This is a genomic window from Flavobacterium sp. SOK18b, from assembly GCF_014156605.1.
In the GTDB taxonomy this organism is placed as follows: domain Bacteria; phylum Bacteroidota; class Bacteroidia; order Flavobacteriales; family Flavobacteriaceae; genus Flavobacterium; species Flavobacterium tiangeerense.
Genome location: NZ_QKNZ01000167.1, coordinates 1 through 739 on the forward strand (window position 1 = coordinate 1; position 739 = coordinate 739).

Consider the following 739-nt stretch of genomic DNA (forward strand, 5'->3'; position numbering starts at 1 on the left):
TACTTGTGGTTATTATTTACCGGAACAAATAGCAGAAGTTAGAAGATTAAAAAACAATATTCCTTTGAGTCTTGGATTAACTTCATTAATCGCTACCACTTCATTTGCAAATTCAGAACATAATGAAAACAATAAAATTGAAAATTATAGTTCAATCAAAATAATTAACGATACAGAAAATAATCAAGATTACAGTAGACAAAATGGGATAATTAATGATTCTATTTTATTAAGCGGTAAAATAGAATATTATGATTCCATTTCTAAAAGAAACTTAACAGACTCATACGCGTATGTAATAATTAAAGAAACTAAATTTGGGACTTCTTCAAACGAAAATGGAAATTTTCAAATAAAATATTTGCCAACTATAGAAAATGAAAAAATAATACTATTAATTGGAGCAATTGGTTTTGAACAGAAAGAAATTGAAATAAATTCGAAAAACATAACCACTGATTTAGGCGTAATTCTATTAGTCAAACGAGAATCCGAATTGTCGGAATTTATAGTAACGGCAAAAAAAAGAAGTTTTATAGGGAGAATATTTAGAAAAATAACAAAACCATTCAGGTGAAAAGACTACGGTTTATAGCGATTTAAATAAAGTTGGTTTTTAGGATTAATTTAAATTTTATGTTGTCTTATTTTAGGTGTTTTATGTTTACCCGAAAATTTTAAGTTCACAAATTCTTTATTCCATAAAACTATCGGAATATAAAAAAAGCAGTAAAAATTT

1 protein-coding gene is annotated in these 739 nt (G+C 25.6%); it reads left to right on the forward strand.

Annotated features, from left to right (window positions below; genetic code table 11):
- Window positions 1–577: carboxypeptidase-like regulatory domain-containing protein (locus tag DNC80_RS15690; protein WP_182652020.1), on the forward strand; the 577-nt coding region annotated here is incomplete at its 5' end.
- Between the last annotated feature and the right edge of the window lie 162 nt (window positions 578–739).